Consider the following 17,107-nt stretch of genomic DNA (forward strand, 5'->3'; position numbering starts at 1 on the left):
GCGGGCCGTTCGCGCCCGTCCGCCGCACCCCCTCGTCCAGGGAGGTCCCCTGCTATGCCCACGTCCACCGTGGCGTCGTTCGTCACCGCATTGCCCAAGGTCGAACTACACCTGCACCTCGTCGGGTCCGCCTCGCTCGACACGGTGCTCGCCCTCGCGCGCAGGCACCCCGAAGGCGGGGTGCCCACCGAACTCGAGGCGCTGCGCCAGTTCTACGCGTTCACCGACTTCCCGCATTTTCTCGACGTCTACCGTCGGGTGAACCTGCTGGTCACCGCCGCCGACGTCGTGACGCTGGTGACGGGGCTCGCCGCCGACCTCGCCGCCCGCACCGTCCGGTATGCCGAGGTGCAGGTCACCCCCGTCCGCCACCGTCTGGCCGGCACGAGCTACGACGACCTCGCCCAGGCGCTCACCGACGGCCGGGCCCTCGCCAGGGAACGCCACGGGGTGGAGATCGGCTGGATCTTCGACGCCGACGCCGTGCTGGGCCCAGCGGGTGCCGAGGAGACCGTCGACTTCGCTGTTGGTCACCGTCCCGACGGCACGGTCGGGGTCGGCCTGGGCGGCTCGGAGCTGGGGATCAGCCGCGCCGACTTCGCGCCCGCGTTCCACCGGGCCGCGGCGGACGGGCTGCACAGCCTGCCCCACGCCGGGGAGACCGTGGGGCCGGGCGAGGTCTGGGCCGCGATCACCGAGCTGAGCGCCGAGCGCATCGGGCACGGCATCGCGGCGGCCCAGGATCCACACCTGCTCGCCCACCTGGCCGAGCACGGCATCGCTCTCGAGGTGTGCCCGACGTCCAACCTGCGCACGGGTGCGGCCCCGTCGCTCGCCGAGCACCCGCTACCGGCGCTGGTCGCCGCCGGGGTGCCGGTCACGCTGGCCACCGACGATCCCGGCATGTTCCACACCGACCTCGACGCGGAGTACCTGCTGTGCCACGAGGCGTTCGGCATGGGCATTCCGGAGCTGGCCGAGATCGCGAGGACCGGGGCGCGGGTGGCGTTCTGCTCCGACGAGCTGCGCACCCGGATCCTCGCCGAGATCGACGCGGTGGCCGCCGGCACCTAGCTCGTCCGCGATCTGGCGCCGTGTCTCGTCCTCGCAGGGCCCGCCGGCTCTGCGAGGACTACAGCGAGTGCGTGTGGCTCAGAACAGCGCGCGGGCGAGGGCCCGCCGGGCCGCGGTGACCCGGGGGTCGTCCGGCGGGAACAGCTCGAAGAGCCCGATGAGGTGCTCGCGCACCCGGTCACGCTCGTCGCCCGAGGTGCGCGCGACCGTGCCCACCAGCCGCGCGAACGCGTCCTCGACCCGGTCGGAGGCCGCCTCGGCGTCCGCCGCGGCGAGCTGCGCGTCGATGTCGTCGGGTGCGGCGTCGGCACGAGCGATGGCCGAGGGGTCGGCGTTCTCCGCACGGGCCAGGAACCGCACCTGCGACAACGCGGCCAGTGCCTGCTCGTTGGCCGGCTCGACGGCGAGGATCTGCTGGTAGGCCTCCTCCGCAGCGGGGTAGTCGCCGCGATCGAGCGCATCCTCGGCGGCGGTGAACCGGGGATCCTCCGGCTCCTCGGTCGGTGCGCCGTTTGCGGCGGCCCCCGCTTCCGCTTCGGCGATGGCCGGCATCCGGTCGCGCAGCGCGTCGAGCAGCGCCGAGATCCACTGGCGGACCTGGGGCTCCGGCAGCGCTCCGTTGAACGCATCCACCGGCTGGCCCCCGACGACGGCGACCACCATCGGGATGGACTGGACGCCGAACGCCTGGGCGATCCGCGGGTTGGCGTCGACGTCGACCTTGGCCAGTACCCAGGCGCCGTTGCCGGCCTCGGCGAGCCGCTCCAGCACGGGCGAGAGCTGCTTGCACGGGCCGCACCACGTGGCCCAGAGATCGACGACGACCGGCACCTGCAACGACCGCTCGAGGACGTCGGCCTGGAAGCTCTGCTCGGTGACGTCGATGACGAAGGGGCTTCCGTCTGCGCTTTCCGCACCCCCGGACGCCTGCGTCTGCTGCGAGCGCGCAGCGGCCTCCGAGCGGGCCTTCAGGGCGGACAGGTCGACCGCACCTGCCATGGCGGACGACAGCGCGGCCGTTCTGGCCGCCTGACGGGGATCGGGTCGGGACACGAGACTCATCCTGCCACCGGAGTCGGCGACCGTCCGCTTCGACCGGAGCTTCAGCCCGAGGACACCAGCGGGCGAAGCGCCATCGGGTTTGCGCGGAGGAACCCGTCGGCATCGATGATCGCGGTGACCAGTGGCGCCGCCAGCTCCACCAGCCGCTCGGCTGCGTCGCCGATGGCCGCCACCGGCGGGTCGGCGAGCTCGTCGGTGCGGGCCTCGACCTCATCGCGGACGGCACGCCCGGCCGCGGTGATCCCACCGGCGTCGAACAGCCCGCGCTCGGTGAGCCGGCCGATGGCCTCTGCCCACTCCGGTTCCGACCAGCCCCTGCGCTTGCGCAACCACTCCGCCTCGATCTCCTGGTCGGCTGCGAAGAGAACGAGCGCCTCCGCCGGATCCAAGCCGGCCGTGAGGAGCGCGGCCACGTGCCCGTCACCGCGGTGCTCACGCAAGACCGTCTGGGCCTGCCACAGCACGAGATGCGGCTCCTCCGGCCACTCCAGCGCGGCATTGGCGGCGGCGAGAGCCCGGCCGGCCGTGGGGGCCGCGACCGCGGCTTCGCGGGCGATCAAGGCCGCCTCGGCCAGCCCCGGGGAACCGAGCAACTCCGCGCCGACCAGCCGCCGCATGGCCGCGTCCACCGTCTCCAGGCGGATGGCCCGGAAGCGCTCGGGCGAGGCCAACTCCCAGACGGCGGGCACCACCTTGGCCACCAGCCCCGGGTGGAAGTTGTAGAACAGCGCCGTGACGATCTCGGGTGGCGCCGCCCCGAGCGGAGCGGCCCGCAGCGCGAAGTAGCTCATCCAGTAGCCCCTGGTGCCCAGCGCCTCGCACGCCGCCTGGGACTCGGGCGCGAAGTAGGTGATCGTGTGGATCGGCTCGACCGCCCTCCACATCCGGCGCGACCGGTGGTCGGGTTCTGCACTGACACGCTCGGCCATCTCAGTCCTCGCTGTTTCTGTGATGCACTCGATTTCGCACAGTAATTCACCGGTCCGGTCGTCGGTGGTCACCCTCTGGAGTCGGAAAAGGCGTTCCGAGAGGTACGGGAAGAGCGCTGGTCACCGGACTGGCAGAACAACGCGGCCACCCCGGCAATCGTTGAGAAGGTACGAGTGATCAATGGTCGCTCCCCGCCGACAAATCCCACCCGTCGCGGCACGCCGCCTCCCCTCGAAGGAACCCGCATGAGCACGAAGAACCCCGTTGCCGACCGCCTCCTCGACGAAGCCCGCCGCAGGACCGCGAAGAGCGAGAGCCCGACGCTCGGCAAGGCGGCGCTGATCGTGGGCATCATCGCGCTGATCGTCAGCCCGGTGTCGATCCTCGGGTGGATCGTCGGCATCACGGCGCTCGGCCTCGGTGCCGCTGCCGTGCGCCGCCCCGTGTGCGTGAAGCAGGCGAAGATCGCGATGACGCTCGGTGCGGCGGCCATTCTGGTCGGCGTCTTCTTCTTCACCCTCGCCATTGCCATGCGCTGATCCACCCTCGACCGGGTCGGCGGGCGGGCGCCCGTGCGCCGACCCGGTGGCCCGGCCTTTTCGAGTGTCATTCCTTGTGGAGTGCCTCTTCGATCCGATCCACCTTCGCCTTCAACTGTCCGGAGTGGCCCGGCCGGATGTCGGCCTTCAGGACGAGGCTCACGCGGGGAGCGTGGGCCTGCACCGCCTCGACGGCCCGCTTCACCACGTCCATGCCCTCGTCCCAGGTCTCGGACTCGATAGTGGTGAACATCGCCGTGGTTTCGTTGGGCAGCCCGGATTCACGCACCACGCGGACCGCCTCCGCGACGATCTCGCTCACGCTGTCGGTGCCGCTGTCGCCCCCGGCAGGGGCGATACTGAATGCGAAGAGCATGAACCACAGCCTGCCGTAGCGAATGGGCCGACCGCGACCCCGGCCGAGCACGTCACTGCTAGCGTCGCCGGTCATGGCCACTCGCGATCCGCTGCCGTTCGACCCGATCCTGCGGGCGGCGGAGATTTGGGACGAGCGAATCGGCCCCGCCCGCACCATGGCTGCTGTGACCAGCGTGATGCGGGTGCAACAGATCCTGCTCTCTGCAGTGGACGGGGCGCTGCGCCCGCACGGCCTCACCTTCGCCCGGTACGAGGCGCTGGTGCTGCTCACCTTCTCCCGTGTCGGCAGGCTGCCGATGCGGGTGATGGGCGAGCGGCTTCAGCTGCACCCCACGAGCGTGACCAACATCGTGGACCGGTTGCAGGCCGACGGGCTGGTTCGCCGCATCCCGCATCCGACCGACCGGCGGGCCACGCTCGTGGAGATCACCCAGGCCGGCTCCGCTCTGCAGGAGGACGCGACCAAGTCGGTGACCGAGATCGACTTCGGCCTCAGCGGCCTGAGCCCGGAGCAGGAGGCGCAGCTGACCGAACTGCTGGCGAAAGTGCGTAGGGCAGCGGGCGACTTCGACTGACGCACACTGCCGCCGCGCGTCAGGTCGGCAGGGCCGCCGCCCGCGGGCGTCGCGTCACCCTCCTGGCCGCCGCCGGTGGCGCCGGCGCGCCCCGGGCCAGGACCGCATCGTGCGGCCGTGGGTGGACCTGGTGGCCGCCCGGCGGCCGGGGCGGCGGACACCCCGCCCTCCGGCCGCGTAGTAGCCACTGACGGCTCCACCGGCCGATCCCGCGATCACGCAGACCGAGCACGTGGTGAGATCCATGGCCATCCCCTTCCGACGCTGTTGACGCGCGTTGCGGCAACAGCGTTGACAGTAGGTGGCGACCCCGACAATCTGGACGACGACGGAGAGATCAACGGCGAGGAGCTCACGTGCGAGGTCGCGTCCTGCTGGCTGCCAGCGTGCTTGCGGCCATCCTCGTCACGGCGACCACCACCGTCGTGTTGCTGCTGGTCGAACCCACTGCGTCCAAGGCCGAGGCGATCAAGACCGGCGGCCTCGCCGGTGGCGCCGTCGTCGCGCTGTACGCGCTGTGGCTCAACGACCGCAGGCGACGCACCGAGGAGGCGCGCCACGAGCTCGAGAGCGACAAGGTGGCCGACGAGCGCTTCGCGCGGTCGGTGGAACTCCTGGGCAACGAGGCCGACCAGGTGCGTGTCGGCGCCCTGCACGCGTTGGCGTGGCTCGCCGACTCCAGCCCGCGCTACAAGCAGACGGTGCTCGACGTCCTGTGCGCGTACCTGCGCAGGCCCTTCTCACACCCCAGCTACACCCAGCGCGCGGACGATCCCGAACAGACCACCACCGACGAGGCGCCCGAAGCCGACCGGGAGCGTCAGGTGCGGCTCACCGCCCAACGGCTGATCACCGACCTGCTCCCGTGGGGGATGAACCACGACCCACGCGCCTACCACCTCGATCTCACCGGCGCGAGCCTGGAGTACTTCCGGCTGGAGGGCCGGAGGATCGGCCGGCTCACGGCGCGGCGCACGCGGTTCTACGGCATCACCCGGCTCGGCAGCCTTCAGGCGAGCAAGCCCGCACTGTTCTCCGGCGCCACCTTCCTGGGCCGCGTGGACATGCGCGACGCCCGGTTCGACGGAGGCATCTCCTTCCAGCACGCCACCTTCAGCGGCGACGTGGCCTTCAGTGGCGCGTCGGTGGGCACATTCATCGACGTGGAGACCACCTCACCGGAGCTGCACACCGGCGCCATCACCGTCGCCGAGGGCAGCCGGGTGGCGGGCGACCCGGCCACGTGGCCGCTCGTCGGCCTGCCGCCGTCACCGGCACGGGCGGACGCATGAGTCTGCGTGCCGCCAGGGCGGCGCGGGGCTGGTCCCAGGCCGACGCGGCCGGGGAGCTCGTGGCGCTGGGCCGCGCCTCGGGCACACCCGTCGCGGCTCCGGCCAGCCTGAAGACCCTGCTCTCCCGGTGGGAGAACGGCCACGCCCTGCCCGAGCCGCATTACCGCGCCCTCCTCGCCGAGCTGTACGGCCGCACACCGGACGACCTCGGAATCGCGGTGGCCCCCGCAGCCGATGCCACCACCGCGTCCGATCGGCTCCGGTCGGCGATCGCCGCAGCCGCGGCCGTCGACCACACCGGCCTCGAGCTGTGGTGGGAGCAGCTCGCTGTCGCTAGCAGGCTCGACGACGAGCTGGGCGCCGCCGGGGCGGGCGAACTGGTGCGAGCGCTCGTCGAGCAGCTCGAGGAGACGCTCATCCACACACTGACTCCAGCCCGGCGGTCCGAGATCGCGGCCGTGCTGGCCGGAGCAGCCACACTGGCCGGAGCCCAGGAGCTCGACCGCGCCCGCCCCGACGAGGCCTGGCGCCGGTACGACCGCGCCCGCACCGCTGCGCGGGAGGCCGGCGTCCCGGAGGCCGATGCCGTGGCCGGACAGGCCGCTGTGCTGGTGGACGTGGGCGAGCCCGCCACCGCCGTCGAGTTGCTGGACCTCGCCGGACCTGCCACCTGCGACCCCGCCCAGGTACGTCTCGACGCCGCACGCGCCGTCGCCAGCGCCGCCGCGGGCGACGCCCCCGCCGCCCACCGAGCCATCGCCGCGGCCGCACGCCGGCTCCAGCACTCCCGGATCGACATCGTCGCCCTGCGGGGTGGGCCCATTCTCGAGCTGGCCGACCTGCACCGATGGCACGGACGCGCCCTGGTCACGCTCGGCGATGCGGAGGCGGTCGGGCCGCTGGAGCGCGCACTCGCGTCCGTTCCCCGATCAGCCCGCCACCGCGCCGCCGTCCACGCCGACCTCGCCCTCGCGCTCGCGGCCCACCGGCCACAAGACGCTGCCGAGCACGCGCGCCGGGCCAGGGAACTCGCCCTTCGCATCGGCTCGGAGCGAGTCGGTGCCCGGCTCGCCGCGCTCCGCAGGGGCTCGTGAACGTCCCTCCGCTGTCATGCCAGGTCGCCGCCCTCAGAAGGGATTGATCGCCCGGCACCCACGCCCCCGCCGCGCCGATCACGGGACCCCGCCAGCCGCCCCCCAGCGCACCTACGTCCGAAGCACCGGATCACCGCGGAGCGCCGATGTCTGAGAGGGCTCCGTGATCATCAGCTTGGGACGCGCTGCCGCGCCCGGCACGGCTATCGCTCCACAAACGATGATCAGGCACCGCGCACCCGCCCGCGGGTTGAGGTGACCACTGGTCGAAGGCCGGCCAGCTCCAGTGACCGCCTCGCACCGACGGCGGCCCACACCATGATCACCATTTGGGGACGCGCAAGCGCGCCCAACACGGCTCCCGCCGCCGAAACAACGATCATCACGACGAGCCGCCCCCGCCCCCACCAAGATCACCAGTTCGGGACGCGCAGCTGCGCCGAGCACGGCCAACCCTCCCCAAATAATGATCAAGCCACCGCGCACCCAGCCGGGGGATGAGGCGATCACTGGCCAGCACCACGAAGGCCAGCCCGCCCGGCTACCGCACACCGACCGCCGTCAGCACCATGATTCCCGCTTGGGGACGCGCAAGCGCGCCCAACACAGCTACCGGTCCCGCAACGCCGATCACCACGGTGTGCCGTCCATGACCGAGCACCGTGATCACCAGGACGGGACGCGCAGCCGCCCTCACACGGCTACCGCGCCCGAAACAACGATCACGCCACCGCGAGCCCGCCCGTGGGCTCGGGTGATCATCGGACGACACCACGCAGCCAGGCCGCCGCGGCTAACGCCCCCAACACCGGGTCGTCCCCGCCATGATCACCGTTTGGGGACGCGCAGGCGCGTCCGACACGGCTGCTGCTCCCGAAACAGCGATCATCACGGGAACCCATCCCTCAGCGGCACCATGATCACCGGTTGGGGACGCGCAGCCGCGTCCAGCACGGCTACCGCTCCCGAATCAGCGATCATGACGACCGTCGTCCCTGCGGCACCCCCGGTCGGGGCGCGGAACCGCTCCGCGGCCACCTCGCCCCAAACGATGATCACGCCGCCGCCCACGACCCGATCACCGGACCCGGCGGCCGCCCCGAAACTCCGATCACCACGGCGCGCGCCTGCCCCACGCAGCACCAAGATCACCAGGTTGGTACGCGCGGCCGCTCCCACACGGCCACTGCTCCCCGAACAACGAGCACGACACACCCGCCCGCAGGGAGGCCCGCCCACCGACACCTACCGCCCCCACCCGCCCGTCAGCCGCCCCACCAAGATCACCAGTTGGGGACGCGCAGCCGCACCCCACACGGCCACCGCTCCCCAAACAACGATCACGCCACCCGCGACGGGAAGCCGCCTCGCCGCCCGCCCCGCAACGTCGTCACGCCTGCGGCCCGTGTCCCCCGGGTGTCGCCCCAGCCGGCCCCACGCGGCCGGTCAGCTGGTCGGCGGCGCGGTAGGGGTCCAGGTCACCGGCCAGCACCTGTCGGGCCAGCTCGCGGAGCCCGTGCACGCCGCGCAGGTCGCCGATGCGGGATCGGACCTGTTCCAGGGTGATGGCCTGGATCTCCGACTCGGCCCGGGCGATCCGCCTGCGCTCACGTTCGCCCGCCTCGTCGAGCCAGTGGCGGTGGGCGTCGAGTGCCGCGACCAGGTCGTCCACGCCCTCGCCGCGGGCGGCCACGGTGCGCACCACCGGGCGGGTCCAACCGCCCTCGGCAGGACGTTCCCCGAGGGAGAGCATGTGGCGCAGGTCGCGGATCGCCTGATCGGCGCCGTCGCGGTCGGCCTTGTTCACGACGAAGACGTCGGCCACCTCGAGGATCCCGGCCTTGGCTGCCTGGATGCCGTCGCCCGCGCCGGGAGCCAGCAGCACCACCGTCGTGTCGGCGAGTGACACGACCTCCACCTCGGACTGTCCCACCCCGACGGTCTCCACCAGCACCACGTCGCAGCCGGCCGCGTCGAGCACGCGCAGGGCTTGGGGGGTGGCCCACGCCAGGCCGCCGAGGTGGCCGCGGGTGGCCATCGAGCGGATGAAGACGCCGTCGTCGGTGGCGTGCTCCCCCATCCGCACCCGGTCGCCGAGCAGCGCGCCGCCGGAGAAGGGTGAGGTCGGGTCGACGGCGAGGACGCCGACCCGGCGGCCCTGCTCTCGCAGCGCACGCACCAGCACCGAGGTCGACGTCGACTTGCCGACTCCGGGAGGCCCGGTCAGGCCCACCACGTGGGCCCGGCCGCTGTACGGGGCGAGCGCGGCGGCCACTTCCCGCAGTTGCCCGCCACCGGACGTCCCGACGCCGTCCTCCACCAGGGAGATCAGGCGCGCGACGGCCAGGTGTTCGCCGCGCCGGGCCCGATCGACCAGATCGGCGACCGCCGCCCGGCGTGCCATGCCGGTGGGGTCAGCTCGCCGCCGGCACGCGGACGATCAGGGCGTCGCCCTGGCCACCGCCGCCGCAGAGCGCAGCCACGCCGGTGCCGCCACCGCGGCGCTTGAGCTCGAGCGCGAGGTGCAGCGCGAGGCGGGCGCCGGACATGCCGATCGGGTGGCCGAGCGCGATGGCGCCGCCGTTGACGTTGACCTTCTCCGGGTCGATGCCGAGCTTCCGCGTGGACACGATGCCCACCGCCGCGAACGCCTCGTTGATCTCGACGAGGTCGATGTCGGCCACGCCGATGCCCTCCTTCGCGCACGCGGCGGCGATGGCGTTGGCGGGCTGCTCGTGCAGGCTGGCGTCCGGTCCGGCGACCATGCCGTGGGCACCGATCTCCGCGATCCAGGCGAGCCCGAGCTCCTCGGCCTTGGCCTTGCTCATGACGACCACGGCGGCGGCGCCGTCGGAGATCGGGGACGACGAGCCCGCGGTGATGCTGCCGTCGGAGGAGAAGGCAGGGCGCAGCTTGCTGAGGCCCTCGGCGGTGGTGTCGCCGCGGATGCCCTCGTCGGTGTCGATGACCACGGGGTCGCCCTTGCGCTGCGGCACCGCGACGGGGGTGATCTCCTCGGCGAACGTCCCGTTCACCGACGCCTTGGCGGCGAGCTGGTGGGAGCGGGCGGCGAACTCGTCCTGCTCCTCGCGGGTCAGCTCGTAGCGGGAGTTGAACTTCTCGGTGGACGCACCCATCGCGACCTGGTCGAACGCGCAGAACAGCCCGTCGTGAGCCATGTGGTCGAGCATCGTTACATCGCCGTACTTGAACCCGGAACGGGACTTCGGCAGCAGGTGCGGAGCCTGCGTCATCGACTCCTGACCGCCTGCCACCACGATGTCGAACTCGCCCGCGCGGATGAGCTGGTCGGCCAGGGCGATGGCGTCGAGCCCGGACAGGCACACCTTGTTGATGGTGAGCGCCGGGACATCCATCGGGATGCCGGCGCCTGCGGCGGCCTGGCGGGCCGGGATCTGACCGGCGCCTGCCGTGAGGACCTGCCCCATGATCACGTACTGAACCTGCTCGGGGGCGACACCGGCGCGTTCGAGGGCCGCCTTGATCGCGAACGAGCCGAGCTGGGCCCCGCTGAAGTCCTTCAGACCGCCCAGCAACTTCCCCATGGGGGTGCGGGCACCTGCGACGATCACGGATCCGGACACGACTACCTCCAGCAGCTCCGACGGCGCGGGGCCACGATACCCGCGCTACCACCGATGATCCTGGTCTGCGACGGCCCCCGATGGTGACTCACCGCACAAACCGCACGTCACGACCCCGCCGGGTTACATTCCCAACCCATGGGAGAGCACACGGTCGTCGCAGTGGACCACGTCGGGATCGCGGTAGCGGACCTGGACGCGGCCATCGCCTGGTACGCCGACACCTTCGGGCTGGTCGCCACGCACGTCGAGACCAACGAGGAGCAGGGAGTACGTGAGGCCATGCTGTCCGCACCCGGGGATGCCGGGGCCGCGGTGCAGCTCCTCGCCCCGCTGCGTCCGGACTCGGCGATCGGCAAGTTCCTCGATCGCAGCGGCCCGGGCATCCAGCAGATGGCCTACCGCGTGGCGGACATCGACGCCACGTGCGCGGCCCTGCGTGAGAAGGGCATCCGCCTGCTCTACGACGAGCCGCGCCGGGGCACGTCCGACTCGCGGATCAACTTCGTACACCCGAAGGACGCAGGAGGCGTGCTCGTCGAGCTGGTGGAACCGGCGGAGGACGCCGCCCACTGAGTGGAAGTGGCGCTGGTCACTCCCGTCGATCACCTGCTACGGCTACCATACTGCGCAGTAACTTTTGGGATACCACCCGGCGCGACTCGAGCCACCGGAGGCAGCCGTGCAGGAGATCCTCGACGCGATCCTCGCCGAGCAGCTCGACACCCTCGGCCACCTCGAGGTGCCCGAGTCCTACCGTGGCATCACGGTGCACGCCGACGAGACCGAGATGTTCGCCGACATCCCGACGCGCGAGAAGGACCCACGCAAGAGCCTGCACCTGGACGAGGTGCCGACTCCGGAGCCGGGCCCTGGCGAGGTGCTCGTGGCGGTGATGGCCAGCGCCATCAACTACAACACCGTCTGGACGTCGATCTTCGAGCCGATGCCGACGTTCGGCTTCCTGCAGCGCTACGGGCGGCTCTCGCCGCTCACCAAGCGCCACGACCTGCCCTATCACGTGGTGGGCTCCGACCTGGCGGGCGTGGTGCTGCGCGCAGGCGACGGCGTCAACCTGTGGAAGGCAGGCGACCGGGTGGTGGCGCACTGCCTGTCGGTGGAGCTGGAGAGCCCTGACGGGCACAACGACACGATGATGGACCCCCAGCAGCGCATCTGGGGCTTCGAGACGAACTTCGGCGGACTGGCGGAGCTGGCGCTGGTCAAGTCAAACCAGCTCCTCCCGAAGCCACGCCACCTCACGTGGGAGGAAGCGGCGAGCCCCGGCCTGGTCAACTCCACCGCCTACCGGCAGCTCGTCTCCCGCAACGGGGCCGACATGAAGCAGGGCGACACCGTCCTGATCTGGGGGGCGTCGGGCGGCCTCGGCTCGTACGCCACTCAGTTCACGCTGAACGGGGGCGGGATCCCGGTCTGCATCGTCTCGTCCCCGGAGAAGGCCGCCATCTGCCGGAGGATGGGCGCGGAGCTGATCATCGACCGCAGCGCGGAGGGGTACCGGTTCTGGAAGGACGAGCACAGCCAGGACGCCGCGGAGTGGAAGCGGTTCGGCGCGAAGATCCGTGAGCTGACCGGCGGCGACGACCCGGACATCGTCTTCGAGCACCCCGGGCGCGAGACGTTCGGGGCGAGCGTCTACGTCGCCCGCCGCGGCGGCACGATCGTCACCTGCGCGTCCACGTCGGGGTACGAGCACACCTACGACAACCGGTACCTGTGGATGAACCTCAAGCGGATCATTGGCTCACACTTCGCCAACTACCGCGAGTCGTTCGAAGCCAACCGATTGATCGACAAAGGGCTCATTCACCCCACACTCTCGAAGGTCTACCCGCTCGCCGAAACCGGCCAGGCTGCGCTGGATGTCCACACCAACAGCCATCAGGGCAAGGTCGGGGTGCTGGCGCTCGCCCCGTCCGAAGGTCTCGGGGTGACCGACCCGGAGAAGCGCGCGAAACACCTCGACGCGATCAATCGCTTCCGCGGGGTGTGATCTCGTCACCATTCGCCCGGTGGAGTGAGGCGGTTCACCACAATGCCCGCGCATCGCCCCGCCGCGGAACCTCCCCGGTACGGTGACCAACATGCCCGGACACCCTGTTCCGCCCTCTACCGAAGCCGGCTTCGAGGTCGTCCGCAGGGGTTACGACCAGGGCCAGGTCGACACCCACCTGCGCACTCTTGACGCGCACGTCAGCATCCTCGTGGCGGACCGTAACGCCGCGCTCGAGCAGGCCGGCCAGCTCGCTCGCGAGCTCGATGAATCCCGGGTGCGCGCGGAGAAACTGCGGGCGCAGGTGCGCACCCTCGTGAGCCCGGGCCAGAACGTACAGGGCATGAGCGAGCGGATGCGCGCGATGCTCCGACTGGCCCAGGACGAGGTCACCGAGATGCTCAGCGGGGCCGCCAGCGAGGTCACCCGGCGCCTCACGGATTCCGAGGCCCAGGCCAAGCAGATCGTCGCCACCGCGAGGGCCGAGGCGGAGGCGGGCCTCGACGCGGCCAGGAGCGAGGCCGAGACGACGCTGACCGCCGCCCGGAACGAGGCCGAAGCGACCCTGAGCAGCGCCCGGAGCGAGGCCGAATCAACGCTGACAGCCGCCAGGACCGAAGCCGACACCACCCTGACCAGCGCTCGGAACGAAGCCGAAGCGACCCTGAGCAGCGCCCGGGCCGAAGCCGAGGAAACCCTGACCAGTGCCCGGACCGAAGCAGAATCAACCCTGACCGCAGCCAGGGCCGAGTCCGAGTCGACGCTGAGCAGCGCGAGAGCCGAAGCCGAAGCGACGCTGAGCAGCGCCCGGAGCGAAGCCGAATCAACCCTGACGGCGGCCAGGACCGAATCCGAGTCGACGCTGACCGCCGCCAGAGCCGAATCCGAGTCGACGCTGAGCAGCGCGAGAGCCGAAGCAGCGGCCACGGTAAGCAACGCCAGGGCCAACGCCGAGGCCACCGTGCACACCGCGAAGGCCGAGGCCGACGCGGCGCTGAGTGCGGCCAGGGCCGAGTCGGAGCGGTTGGCCGCGGAGCTCGCCATCGCTCGAGCCGAGTTCGAGACCGAGCGCAGAACGTCGCTGGAGCAGCTGGCAGCGCACCAGCGCGAGGTGGAGCAGGCACTCGCCGCCGAGCGGGAGGCGGCCGAGCAGGAGCAGGCACGCGCCTGGGCCGAGTCGGAGGCACGGCGCAGTACGGCCGAAGAGGACTTCACCCTGGCCCTGGACCAGCGACGCGCAGAGGCGCTCGCCACGATCGCCGCCGAGCGGAGGGAAGCCCACCGCCAGGCCGAGGAGCTGCGCGAGCTGGCCGCGCAACGCTTCCGCGAGGAGGAGATCAGGGCCAAGGAGATGGGCCGCGCCATCGTCGGAGATGCCGAACAGCGCCTCGATGACCTCATCGAGCTGCGCAAGCGGATCAGCGATCAGCTGAGCGACGCGCGCGTGCTGCTCGATCGCACTCTCGAGAAGATGACCGCCACTCCGGAACGGGCCCCCGTCGGACCCGACGGACGTGCGGTGCCCAGCCAGCGTGAGTCCGTCGCGGGGCGAGCCACCACCGACGCGGAGGCCGGTCCCGTCGGCGACGCCGGCGATGGGACCGACACCCTGGCGAACGGCCGTCCGCGCCCCCGTCCCCGCCCTCAGGCGGCAGCCGGCCACCGCTGAGCGGCAGGCTCCGGGGCCGGGGCCGTCACGGCCACATCCGGTTCATCGGGCACTCGGCGCACCTGGGCTGGTCGAGCATCGACCGGAGGTCCTGCTCGTGGAGCCAGTTCGCATGCCGGGCGGCGGCGATCCTCTTCCAGGCCCCGGAACGGGCCGTGATGTCCCCGCGGCCGATGATCAACGCGATCCCCAGCAGCACGGCGATACCGGCCACCACCACCATGGTCAACAGTGTTTCGTTGCCCATCACGTGCCCCCTTCTTCCGAGGGACGGCCCCCGGTGCATTCCCACTGCGGGAGGCGTGGAGGCCGCACGTTCAGATTGCGGCCGGGATCCCGTTTTCGCAAGATCGTCATCGATTCCTGACACAGATCTACCTGGACAGCTCATCCGCGCGTCACAATTCGCTGGGAATCGCGCGCGAGAACACCGGAACGGCCTAGCCGACGGAGCCGGTTTCGCTGCCGTAGGATCCCTTCGCCAGCGACGAAAACTGTGGCGAAGCACGTCGGATCGGGGCACCGCAGATTGTCCTACAGAATTCAGGGAAGCCATCGAACCGGATCCGAAGTTCACTCTCCCGAGTGAATTACGTTCATATCAGGAATCCGCGGGATCAGCCGTTCCCCAACTGCCGAACTCTCAACACACGGGTGCTCGCCGAACACAGCGAAACGTGATCGGCGCCCCGCAAACGGTTGGATCCGAGCACGGTTGTCCGAACGGCGCTCAGCGCCACCGCCGCCGGCCCGGACCACGGCGATCCCGTGCCGACCAGCAGGCCGCATGCCAGTGCCTGCGTTCCTCCACCGAGCCGAACTCCGCTGCCGGCCACGCCACGACATGCGGCGTCCCACCCGGAATCGATTGGTCGCAGCCAGGGCAGCGGTATGTCTTCGCCGACGACGAGCCCGGCACGCTGCGCACGAACCATTCACCGTCCGCCGCACTTTCGACACGCGTGTGCGTCGCCGACCGCAGCGGAACGTGATCGGCGCGCCGCGGACGGTTGGATCTGGGCACGGTTGTCGGAACGGCCTCAGCGCGCCGCGTAGTCCCGGAATCCGTGACTCGTCTTACGGCCCAGCCTGCCCGCCGTGACCAGGTGTTCGAGCAGTGGGGCCGGCGCAAGACCGGAGAGGCGGAACTCCTGGTAGAGCGAGCGTTGGATGGCCAGCGAGACGTCGAGCCCCACCACGTCGAGCAACTCGAACGGCCCCATCGGCAGCGCGCAGCCGGTCTTCATGGCCGCGTCGATGTCGTCGGCGGTGGCGTAGTGGGCCTCGAGCATCTTCACCGCGTCGTTGAGGTACGGGAACAGTAGAGCGTTGACGATGAACCCGGCCCGGTCGCCACAGGCCACCGGCACCTTCCCCAGCCGCTCGCACAGCACCCGAGCCGAGGCGGCCACCTCGGGGTCGGTGGTGATCGTCGAGACCACCTCGACCAGCTTCATCTGCGGCGCCGGGTTGAAGAAGTGCAGTCCGACGACGTCCTGCGGCCTGCTGGTGGCCCCCGCGCATTCCACCACCGGCAGCGACGAGGTGGTGGTGGCGAGGATCGCGCCCGGCTTGCAGATCTCGTCGAGAGCCCCGAACACCGCGCGCTTGACGTCGAGCTCCTCGGCGATGGCCTCCACGACCAGGTCGACGTCGGCGAGATCCTCCAGGTGCGTGGTGCCGGTGATCCGGGCCAGTGTGGCGTCGCGGTCGTCCTCGGTGATCCGGCCACGCACCACGGCCTTGTCCAGCGACTTGCGGATACCGCCCACGCTGCCGTCCACCTTGGACTGCGAGCGTCCACGCACGATCACGTCGAACCCGGCCCTGGCGAACACCTCGACGATGCCCGTGGCCATGGTGCCCGTGCCGACCACGCCGACACGTTGCACGTCGCGCACCGCGGTGTCGGGAGCCACCGTGCCTGACGGGGTGAGCGCGTCGGGCACGACCTCCGAGCTGTGCGGCTTGGCGTAGGTGTAGAAGCCGCGGCCGGTCTTGCGGCCCAGCAGGCCTGCGGTGCTCATCTGCCGGAGCACCGGGGCGGGCGCGTGCATAAGGTTGCGCGACTCCCGGTACATCGTGTCGAGGATCTCGTAGCTCGTGTCGACACCGATCAGGTCGAGCAGGGCCAGCGGGCCCATCGGGTAGCCGCAGCCGTACCGCATGGCGGCGTCGAGGTCCTCACGGCTCGCGTAGTGGGCCTCGTACATCCGGGCGGCGTGGTTCAGGTAGCCGAACAGCAGCGCGTTGGCGATGAACCCGGCGCGGTCGCGGATGACGACCGGCACCTTGTCGAGTGTGGCGGCGAACGCCTTCACGTCGTCCACGACGTCGTGCTCGGTGACGACCGTGCGCACCAGCTCCACGAGCTTCTGCACCGGGGCCGGGTTGAAGAAGTGCATCCCGATGACCTTGCCGGGACGCCCGGTGCGCACCGCGAGCTCGGTGATCGAGAGCGACGAGGTGTTGGACGCGAGGATCGCGTCGGGGGGACACACCGCGTCCAGCTCGGCGAACAGCGTGGCCTTGAGCTCGATGTGCTCCGGCACCGCCTCGACCACGAGGTCGGCGTCGGCAAGGTCCGCGAGCGAGGTGGTGGTGATGATCCGCCCGAGGAGCGCGTCGGCGTCCTCCTGCGTGAGCTTGCCGCGGCCTACGGCCCGTGCGGTGGACGTCTGCAGGTGCTCGCGTCCGCGCTGGACCGCCTCGTCGTCGATCTCTACGGCGATCACGCGGAGGCCGTTGCGCGCGAACACCTCGACGATGCCCGCACCCATCGTGCCCAGACCGACGACGCCGACCGTCCGGAACTCGCGTGCCACCCGTCCACCTCCCGACTCCGAGGACAATTACCGGATCCTCGCACTCCAGA

Annotated in this window: 17 protein-coding genes; 8 read left to right on the forward strand and 9 right to left on the reverse strand. The window is 71.1% G+C overall.

Features of this window, described 5'->3' with window-relative positions:
- The first annotated feature begins 54 nt into the window (after nt 1-54).
- Nucleotides 55-1,074 (forward strand): adenosine deaminase, encoded by a 1,020-nt coding sequence (gene add, locus ACQPZQ_RS38100; protein ID WP_433289165.1) that lies wholly within the window; start codon nt 55-57, stop codon nt 1,072-1,074.
- A gap of 78 nt (nt 1,075-1,152) precedes the next feature.
- On the opposite strand, the gene ACQPZQ_RS38105 is transcribed toward add, so the two are convergent.
- Entirely contained in the window at nt 1,153-2,136 is a 984-nt protein-coding gene (locus ACQPZQ_RS38105) for a tetratricopeptide repeat protein (RefSeq protein WP_433289167.1), read from the reverse strand.
- A gap of 41 nt (nt 2,137-2,177) precedes the next feature.
- On the reverse strand, nt 2,178-3,065 hold the full coding sequence (locus ACQPZQ_RS38110; protein ID WP_433289169.1) for an SCO6745 family protein: 888 nt from the start codon (nt 3,063-3,065) through the stop codon (nt 2,178-2,180).
- Nucleotides 3,066-3,311: 246 nt separating this feature from the next.
- Between ACQPZQ_RS38110 and ACQPZQ_RS38115 the strand changes: the two genes are divergently transcribed.
- Nucleotides 3,312-3,605, forward strand: a complete 294-nt coding sequence (locus ACQPZQ_RS38115) for a hypothetical protein (protein ID WP_433289171.1) — start codon at nt 3,312-3,314, stop codon at nt 3,603-3,605.
- Nucleotides 3,606-3,672: 67 nt separating this feature from the next.
- On the opposite strand, the gene ACQPZQ_RS38120 is transcribed toward ACQPZQ_RS38115, so the two are convergent.
- Nucleotides 3,673-3,981 carry a thiamine-binding protein gene (locus ACQPZQ_RS38120; RefSeq protein ID WP_241036031.1) on the reverse strand — a complete coding sequence of 103 codons (309 nt, stop codon included), beginning with the start codon at nt 3,979-3,981 and terminating at the stop codon, nt 3,673-3,675.
- A 73-nt stretch (nt 3,982-4,054) separates the two neighbouring features.
- Here ACQPZQ_RS38120 and ACQPZQ_RS38125 point away from each other — a divergent pair, with 73 nt between their 5' ends.
- Nucleotides 4,055-4,558 carry a MarR family winged helix-turn-helix transcriptional regulator gene (locus tag ACQPZQ_RS38125; RefSeq protein WP_241035928.1) on the forward strand — a complete coding sequence of 168 codons (504 nt, stop codon included), beginning with the start codon at nt 4,055-4,057 and terminating at the stop codon, nt 4,556-4,558.
- Nucleotides 4,559-4,612: 54 nt separating this feature from the next.
- Here the strand turns inward: ACQPZQ_RS38125 and ACQPZQ_RS38130 are convergent, their stop codons facing one another.
- Nucleotides 4,613-4,804 (reverse strand): hypothetical protein, encoded by a 192-nt coding sequence (locus ACQPZQ_RS38130; RefSeq protein ID WP_433289173.1) that lies wholly within the window; start codon nt 4,802-4,804, stop codon nt 4,613-4,615.
- 110 nt (nt 4,805-4,914) lie between these two features.
- Here ACQPZQ_RS38130 and ACQPZQ_RS38135 point away from each other — a divergent pair, with 110 nt between their 5' ends.
- Complete coding sequence (locus ACQPZQ_RS38135; RefSeq protein WP_433289175.1) at nt 4,915-5,850, forward strand: pentapeptide repeat-containing protein; 936 nt, start codon at nt 4,915-4,917, stop codon at nt 5,848-5,850.
- Complete coding sequence (locus ACQPZQ_RS38140) at nt 5,847-6,944, forward strand: helix-turn-helix transcriptional regulator (RefSeq protein ID WP_433289177.1); 1,098 nt, start codon at nt 5,847-5,849, stop codon at nt 6,942-6,944. Before ACQPZQ_RS38135 ends, ACQPZQ_RS38140 begins: the two co-directional genes overlap by 4 nt.
- A gap of 888 nt (nt 6,945-7,832) precedes the next feature.
- On the opposite strand, the gene ACQPZQ_RS38145 is transcribed toward ACQPZQ_RS38140, so the two are convergent.
- The 3 genes from ACQPZQ_RS38145 to ACQPZQ_RS38155 form a co-directional block, all read right to left on the reverse strand.
- The gene (locus ACQPZQ_RS38145; protein ID WP_433289179.1) at nt 7,833-8,123 is read right to left on the reverse strand and encodes a hypothetical protein; all 291 of its coding nucleotides are present in this window, start codon (nt 8,121-8,123) and stop codon (nt 7,833-7,835) included.
- A gap of 211 nt (nt 8,124-8,334) precedes the next feature.
- Complete coding sequence (gene meaB, locus ACQPZQ_RS38150) at nt 8,335-9,348, reverse strand: methylmalonyl Co-A mutase-associated GTPase MeaB (protein ID WP_433289181.1); 1,014 nt, start codon at nt 9,346-9,348, stop codon at nt 8,335-8,337.
- 10 nt (nt 9,349-9,358) lie between these two features.
- On the reverse strand, nt 9,359-10,549 hold the full coding sequence (locus ACQPZQ_RS38155; protein ID WP_433289184.1) for an acetyl-CoA C-acetyltransferase: 1,191 nt from the start codon (nt 10,547-10,549) through the stop codon (nt 9,359-9,361).
- A gap of 138 nt (nt 10,550-10,687) precedes the next feature.
- Between ACQPZQ_RS38155 and mce the strand changes: the two genes are divergently transcribed.
- From mce to ACQPZQ_RS38170, 3 genes are all read left to right on the forward strand, one after another.
- Nucleotides 10,688-11,125, forward strand: a complete 438-nt coding sequence (mce, locus tag ACQPZQ_RS38160) for a methylmalonyl-CoA epimerase (protein WP_433289186.1) — start codon at nt 10,688-10,690, stop codon at nt 11,123-11,125.
- 106 nt (nt 11,126-11,231) lie between these two features.
- Nucleotides 11,232-12,563: a crotonyl-CoA carboxylase/reductase gene (ccrA, locus tag ACQPZQ_RS38165; protein ID WP_433289188.1), complete on the forward strand. Its 1,332-nt coding sequence runs from the start codon at nt 11,232-11,234 to the stop codon at nt 12,561-12,563.
- A gap of 91 nt (nt 12,564-12,654) precedes the next feature.
- Nucleotides 12,655-14,232 carry a hypothetical protein gene (locus ACQPZQ_RS38170; RefSeq protein WP_433289189.1) on the forward strand — a complete coding sequence of 526 codons (1,578 nt, stop codon included), beginning with the start codon at nt 12,655-12,657 and terminating at the stop codon, nt 14,230-14,232.
- A gap of 25 nt (nt 14,233-14,257) precedes the next feature.
- Here ACQPZQ_RS38170 and ACQPZQ_RS38175 read toward each other — a convergent pair whose 3' ends face one another.
- Together ACQPZQ_RS38175 and ACQPZQ_RS38180 are read right to left on the reverse strand one after the other, a co-directional pair.
- A complete protein-coding gene (locus ACQPZQ_RS38175) occupies nt 14,258-14,479 on the reverse strand; it encodes a hypothetical protein (protein WP_433289191.1) in 222 nt (73 codons plus the stop codon).
- Between the two features lie 793 nt (nt 14,480-15,272).
- Nucleotides 15,273-17,057 (reverse strand): 3-hydroxyacyl-CoA dehydrogenase family protein, encoded by a 1,785-nt coding sequence (locus ACQPZQ_RS38180; RefSeq protein ID WP_433289192.1) that lies wholly within the window; start codon nt 17,055-17,057, stop codon nt 15,273-15,275.
- Between the last annotated feature and the right edge of the window lie 50 nt (nt 17,058-17,107).

This window comes from Pseudonocardia sp. CA-142604 (assembly GCF_050948475.1).
GTDB lineage: Bacteria > Actinomycetota > Actinomycetes > Mycobacteriales > Pseudonocardiaceae > Pseudonocardia > Pseudonocardia alaniniphila.

Excerpts from the sequence above, each read along its gene's own strand:
- add (WP_433289165.1), top strand. The coding sequence starts at position 55 with ATGCCCACGTCCACCGTGGCGTCGTTCGTCACCGCATTGCCCAAGGTC.
- ACQPZQ_RS38105 (WP_433289167.1), bottom strand. The coding sequence starts at position 2,136 with ATGAGTCTCGTGTCCCGACCCGATCCCCGTCAGGCGGCCAGAACGGCC.
- ACQPZQ_RS38110 (WP_433289169.1), bottom strand. The coding sequence starts at position 3,065 with ATGGCCGAGCGTGTCAGTGCAGAACCCGACCACCGGTCGCGCCGGATG.
- ACQPZQ_RS38115 (WP_433289171.1), top strand. The coding sequence starts at position 3,312 with ATGAGCACGAAGAACCCCGTTGCCGACCGCCTCCTCGACGAAGCCCGC.
- ACQPZQ_RS38120 (WP_241036031.1), bottom strand. The coding sequence starts at position 3,981 with ATGCTCTTCGCATTCAGTATCGCCCCTGCCGGGGGCGACAGCGGCACC.
- ACQPZQ_RS38125 (WP_241035928.1), top strand. The coding sequence starts at position 4,055 with ATGGCCACTCGCGATCCGCTGCCGTTCGACCCGATCCTGCGGGCGGCG.
- ACQPZQ_RS38130 (WP_433289173.1), bottom strand. The coding sequence starts at position 4,804 with ATGGATCTCACCACGTGCTCGGTCTGCGTGATCGCGGGATCGGCCGGT.
- ACQPZQ_RS38140 (WP_433289177.1), top strand. The coding sequence starts at position 5,847 with ATGAGTCTGCGTGCCGCCAGGGCGGCGCGGGGCTGGTCCCAGGCCGAC.
- meaB (WP_433289181.1), bottom strand. The coding sequence starts at position 9,348 with ATGGCACGCCGGGCGGCGGTCGCCGATCTGGTCGATCGGGCCCGGCGC.
- mce (WP_433289186.1), top strand. The coding sequence starts at position 10,688 with ATGGGAGAGCACACGGTCGTCGCAGTGGACCACGTCGGGATCGCGGTA.
- ACQPZQ_RS38170 (WP_433289189.1), top strand. The coding sequence starts at position 12,655 with ATGCCCGGACACCCTGTTCCGCCCTCTACCGAAGCCGGCTTCGAGGTC.
- ACQPZQ_RS38175 (WP_433289191.1), bottom strand. The coding sequence starts at position 14,479 with ATGGGCAACGAAACACTGTTGACCATGGTGGTGGTGGCCGGTATCGCC.